Origin of the sequence: Carnobacterium sp. (assembly GCF_032094055.1) — a bacterium.
Classification (GTDB): domain Bacteria; phylum Bacillota; class Bacilli; order Lactobacillales; family Carnobacteriaceae; genus Carnobacterium_A.
The window spans coordinates 10,474-16,467 of sequence record NZ_DAMDAK010000033.1; the positions used below are offsets into that span (position 1 = coordinate 10,474).

At 28.7% G+C, this 5,994-nt stretch carries 6 protein-coding genes; all 6 read left to right on the plus strand.

The features are described 5' to 3' along the window. A partial coding sequence (locus RT405_RS06755; protein ID WP_313468626.1) for a glycosyltransferase family 4 protein occupies positions 1-987 on the plus strand: 987 nt, incomplete at its 5' end. Further along, positions 987-2,033, plus strand: coding sequence for a polysaccharide biosynthesis protein (locus RT405_RS06760; RefSeq protein WP_313468628.1), 1,047 nt, complete (start codon positions 987-989; stop codon positions 2,031-2,033). The genes RT405_RS06755 and RT405_RS06760, both read left to right, overlap by 1 nt. Then, positions 2,008-3,114 (plus strand): NAD-dependent epimerase/dehydratase family protein, encoded by a 1,107-nt coding sequence (locus RT405_RS06765; RefSeq protein WP_313468630.1) that lies wholly within the window; start codon positions 2,008-2,010, stop codon positions 3,112-3,114. The genes RT405_RS06760 and RT405_RS06765 overlap by 26 nt, the downstream gene beginning before the upstream one ends. A 1-nt stretch (position 3,115) precedes the next feature. Beyond that, positions 3,116-4,240 (plus strand): non-hydrolyzing UDP-N-acetylglucosamine 2-epimerase, encoded by a 1,125-nt coding sequence (wecB, locus tag RT405_RS06770; protein ID WP_313468632.1) that lies wholly within the window; start codon positions 3,116-3,118, stop codon positions 4,238-4,240. A gap of 33 nt (positions 4,241-4,273) precedes the next feature. Then, a complete protein-coding gene (locus tag RT405_RS06775) occupies positions 4,274-5,137 on the plus strand; it encodes a glycosyltransferase family 2 protein (RefSeq protein ID WP_313468633.1) in 864 nt (287 codons plus the stop codon). 21 nt (positions 5,138-5,158) lie between these two features. Next, the coding region (locus RT405_RS06780) for a hypothetical protein (protein WP_313468635.1) at positions 5,159-5,994 on the plus strand (836 nt) is incomplete at its 3' end.

Below are 5,994 nucleotides of genomic sequence, written 5' to 3' on the forward strand. Positions count from 1 at the left end.
AATTATTTTTCATTTACATTATCGGTAATGTTTAAATTCGTAAAACTAAAAAATTATAAGACAATTATTGTATATTCTAATCCTCCAATTCTACCTTATGTAGCAGCAATAGCAAGTAAATTATACGGTACAAAGGTTGTTTTTGTTAGTTATGATATATATCCAGAAATTGCAATACAGACAAACGCTCTTAATGAAAAAAGCATAATAAGCAAGACGATGAAAGTTATGAATGTATTTTTATATAAGAATGTTAGTAGAGTAGTAGCTCTCTCTTATGATATGAAAAACTTCCTTTTAAATAATAGAAACCAATTAAAAGAGAATCAAATAACTGTGATACCTAACTGGTTTGAAGATAAATCAATGGGAGATATCGACAAATCTTATACTAATAAATTGTTCAAATGCGTATCTCCAAAAGAAAAACTTATAGTATCGTACTTCGGAAACATGGGGATTGCTCAAGATTTAAACACTTTAGTTGAGGCCATTAAGGTCTTTAAAAATAATGAAAATATTGCTTTTCTATTCGCAGGACATGGAAGTAAAGTTTCAGAACTGAAAGACATTGCGGAAAAAGAGGTTCTGGAGAATGTTTTTATTTATGATTTTCTTCATGGTGAAGATTTTCAAGATGCACTTAATATTAGCGATATATTTATAGTTTCATTAGAAGATGGGGTAACTGGTTTAGCTGTTCCCAGTAAAACGTATAGCTACATGATGGCTGGAAAGCCTATTATCGCTATTATGAGTAAGGATACAGATATATCACAAGATTTAGTTAATAATGAGGCAGGTTATGGAATTGAAGTAGGTGATACTTTAGGATTGGTTACTGCCATAGAATCTCTTAAAAATGATAAAGATAAAATAATACAAGTAGGTAAAAATGCAAGGAAGTTATTTGAAGATAAATATACAACAGAAAAAGGGACTTCTAAATATATAAAAATGATGAACTACATACTGGGGGATAAATAATGTTTAATGGAAAAACTTTATTGATTACAGGAGGAACGGGATCTTTTGGTAATGCTGTTTTAAAAGGTTTTCTTGATAGTGATATTAAAGAAATTCGTATTTTTTCAAGAGATGAAAAAAAACAAGATGATATGCGGAAAAAATATAATAACCCGAAAATCAAATATTTTATTGGTGATGTTCGCGATATTAATAGTGTGCGAAATGCTATGTACAATGTAGACTATGTCTTTCATTCTGCAGCTTTAAAACAAGTTCCTTCATGTGAGTTTTTCCCCATGGAAGCTGTAAAAACAAATGTTATTGGCACCGATAATGTACTTAATGCAGCTATTGAAGCTGGTGTAAAAAAAGTGATCTGTTTGTCTACCGATAAAGCAGCATATCCTATTAATGCAATGGGTACGTCAAAAGCAATGATGGAAAAAGTATTTGTAGCTAAATCACGGAATGTTGATCCTGAACAAACATTAATTTGTGGAACAAGATACGGAAATGTTATGGCTTCACGTGGTAGCGTTATTCCATTATTTATTGAACAATTAAAGACAGGGAATCCACTTACTGTTACTGAAGGTAGCATGACACGTTTTATGATGAGTTTAGAAGAAGCTGTTGATTTAGTCATATTTGCTTTTAAAAATGCGTTTCAAGGGGATATTATGGTGCAAAAAGCGCCAGCAAGTACAATCAATACTTTAGTAGAAGCTTTGCAAAAGATTTTTAAAACAAATGTGCCTGTCGAAGTTATTGGGATTAGACATGGTGAAAAAATGTATGAATCTTTGTTGACAAAAGAAGAAGCAGCCCAAGCTATTGATATGGGTGGATTTTACCGCGTTCCTTCAGACAAACGTGATCTGAATTATGGTAAATTCTTTGAAGAAGGAAATAAGGAAGCTGTACATATTGATGAGTATAATTCTGATAATACTCATCAGCTTACAGTAGATGAACTTGTAGAAAAATTATTAAAGTTAGATTATATTCAAGCTGAACTAGTTAAGTGGGGGATCTATAGTGAAGATACTAGTAACCGGAGCTAAAGGTTTTATTGGAAAAAATTTAGTTGCTGAATTAAATAATTTAGGGTATAAAGATATACTCCAATTTAATAGAGAGACGGAATGGAATTTATTAGATAGATATACTAAAGAATGTGACTTTGTATTTCATCTCGCTGGAGTAAACAGGCCGGACAAAGAAGAAGAGTTTATGGAAAATGCTAATTTCACTTCTAAATTGCTTAATTGTCTAAAGAAAAATAATAATAAGGCATCTATTTTAATTACTTCATCAATTCAAGCAGAACGAAATAATCCCTATGGAAAAAGTAAGCATCTTAGTGAAGAATTATTATATGAGTATGGAAAAGAAACTGGTGCAAAAGTTTACATATATCGTCTTGCAAACATTTTTGGAAAATGGAGTAAACCGAATTACAATACCGTAGTAGCGACTTATTGTTATAATATTGCTAGAAATATAGAGATACAAGTCAATGATCCAAATGCTCAATTAATGTTATGTTATATTGATGATGTAATAAAAGAGTTTACCGCTATTTTAAAAAATCAGATAGTTTATGAAGAAAAAATTTACAAAATATCTAAAGAATATCCTATCACATTAGGCACTCTTGCTGAAACGATTAAAAGTTTTAAAGAAAGCAGAAATGATTTAATGATTCCTAATATGGGAAATGAATTAACTAAGAAGCTATATAGTACTTATTTGAGCTTTTTACCTAAAAATGAATTCTCTTATGATTTAAAAATGAATGTTGATCAACGAGGTTTTTTTACAGAGTTTCTGAAAACGCCAAATAGAGGGCAAGTTTCAATTAATGTATCAAAACCTGGAATTACAAAAGGTAACCATTGGCATCATACTAAAAACGAAAAATTTTTAGTAGTTAGCGGCAAGGGCCAAATTCGTTTTAGAAATATTGATTCCACTGAGATCATTGAATACAATGTTACAGGAGAAAAATTAGAAGTAGTTGATATACCAACGGGTTACACACATTCAATTGTAAATATCGGAAAAACAGATTTAGTCACTGTAATGTGGGCAAATGAATTATTCGATCAAGATAACCCTGATACTTATTACGTGGAGGTTTAGTATGAAAAAATTAAAAGTGATGACTGTAGTAGGAACAAGACCGGAAATTATTCGTTTATCTGCAGTTATTAATAAGTTAGAAGAATCAGAAGCTATTGAACATATTTTGATTCACACGGGACAAAATTATGATTATGAATTAAATGAAGTTTTCTTTGAAGACTTTCACTTAAGAAAACCAGATTATTTTTTGAATGCTGCGACAGGAACTGCTGTAGAAACAATTGGAAATATTTTAGTTAAAGTTGATCCTATTATGGACGAGGTACAACCTGACGCTTTCTTAGTACTGGGTGATACCAATAGTTGTCTATGTGCTATAGCTGCAAAAAAAAGACAGATTCCCATTTTCCATATGGAAGCTGGAAATAGATGTTTTGATCAACGGGTTCCAGAAGAAACTAATAGAAAAATTGTAGATCATATATCAGATATAAATTTAACATATAGCGATATTGCAAGAGAATACCTTTTAGCTGAAGGATTACCGGCCGATCAAATTATAAAAACTGGTAGTCCAATGTTTGAAGTATTAAATTCTAGAAAAAAAGATATTCTAAATTCGGATATTTTAGAAAAATTGAATTTAAAAGAAAATGAGTATTTTGTTGTTTCAGCGCATCGTGAAGAGAATATTGGATCAAAAGAAAATTTTATAGATTTAGTGAGTTCTTTAAATGCGGTGGCAGAAAAATATAATTATCCAGTGATAGTGAGCACTCATCCAAGAACAAAAAAAATGATAAAAGAGAAGAATATTATTTTTAATAAAAATATTCATTTAATGAAACCTCTTGGGTTTAATGACTATAATAAGCTTCAATTAACTGCTAAAGCTGTTTTGAGTGATAGCGGAACAATAAGTGAAGAAGCTTCTATACTTGGATTTAAAGCTTTAAATATTCGGCAAACGCATGAAAGACCAGAAGCAATGGAAGAAGCTGCTGTTATGATGGTAGGATTACAAAAAGAAAGAGTGATGCAAGGTTTATTTATACTAGAATCTCAGAAGAAAGTAGTACTAAGAAATGTACAAGATTACAGTATGCCTAATGTGTCTGATAAAATATTACGTATTATAGTTTCTTATACAGATTACATTAATAGAAGTGTGTGGAAAAAATAGTAAGAATATGGGATAGTTAGGATGGATTTATATATGGCAAATTTGACTACTATTATTTTAACAAAAAATGAAGAAATGAATATAAAGAATTGCATACAATCTGTGCAAAACGTATCAAAACGTATCATAGTAATCGATAGCTTTAGTTCAGATTTAACAGTAGAAATTGCAAAATCGTTAGGTGCTGAAGTTTATCAAAATGAATTTGTAAATTATGGTAATCAATTTCAGTATGCATTAGATAACACTAATATAAAAACACAATGGGTGTTCAGATTTGATGCAGATGAAAGATTAACTAAAGAATCGTCATCCGAAATAGAAAAATTGTGTTTTGAAAATAGAGATACTGATATAAATGGAATTATTTTTAAACTTGAAGTAAATTTTTTAGGGCGAAAATTAAAGCATGGAGGTACCTATCCATTCAAAAAATTGTGTATATTTAAAACTGGACATGCTTTTATGGAAACTAGATCAATGGATGAACAAATAGTGTTACTAAATGGAAAGGCTATTGAAATGAAGTCTATTTCGGAGCATAAAGATTATAGAGATTTAACTTATTGGATTTCAAAACATAATTGGTATGCAACAAGAGCAGCAAAAGATTATTTAGATTTTGAAAATGAGAAAATAGATTATAATAATTTAGATTTTTCTGCAAAAATCCGCAGATTTTTAAAGTACAAATTATATTATAAAATGCCTCAAGGTACTAGAAGTTTAATTTACTTTATTTATAGATATATTATAAAACTAGGTTTTTTAGATGGTAAAGAAGGATATTATTATGCTTTTTTTCAAGCTTATTGGTATAGAGTACTTGTAGACGCAAAAATTTTTGAGGCAAAAAAAAATAATACTAAGATAGATGAAGCAGGTAGTCTAAATTAATATAATGAAAGGAAATAAAACATGAAAATTTGTATATTAAGCATTGTTAATATTAAACATATGACAGGTGCAGCAGTATATCAAGACTATTTTAAAAAACATAACATAGAGTATGATATCATCTACATTGATAAATATTTGGAAAATGAAAAAACTAATGCAAAAGATATATACAAATATGAGCTGAAAATAGAAAAAGATTGGACTAAAGAAAAAAAAGTATTTAAATATTTTAGTTTTAGAAAGTTTGCTAAAAAGATATTGCTAAAAAATAAATATGATTTAGTGATTACATGGGGGACTGAAACTGCGTTATTATTTTTTGATATATTATTATTAAACTTCAAGAAAAAATATCTAATTAATATTAGAGATTATGCAAATTTAAATAATAAAGTGAAAAAAAATATATTGAAAATCATGTTAAAATCTAGTGCTTTTACAACAATATCTTCAAATGGTTTCAAAAGTTTTTTACCAGAATACAATTATGTAAGAATGCATAGTGTAAATAAAGAAGTATTAAAGAATGCAGAAGTCAAAAATGATTTTGTAATTCTTTCTAAACCATTAAAATTATGTTTTATTGGTAATGTTAGGTTTTATGAAAATGACATAAAATTAATTAATGAGCTAGCTAATGATAGTAGATTTATTATTCAATATTTTGGAGTTGGATCAGAAGTTTTAGAAAAATATACAGCTGAAAGAGAAATTAAAAATGTCGAATTTATAGGAAAATTTGAAGTTGAGCGTACAACAGAATTGTTAAATAGAGCAGATATAATAAATAATTTATATGGATTTAATGATATAGCTTTAGATACAGCTGTATCTATTAAATATTATTATTCACT

What these genes read in the sequence shown, in the direction of transcription:
- RT405_RS06760 (WP_313468628.1), top strand. Translation starts at nt 987, where the DNA reads ATGTTTAATGGAAAAACTTTATTGATTACAGGAGGAACGGGATCTTTT.
- wecB (WP_313468632.1), top strand. Translation starts at nt 3,116, where the DNA reads ATGAAAAAATTAAAAGTGATGACTGTAGTAGGAACAAGACCGGAAATT.
- RT405_RS06775 (WP_313468633.1), top strand. Translation starts at nt 4,274, where the DNA reads ATGGCAAATTTGACTACTATTATTTTAACAAAAAATGAAGAAATGAAT.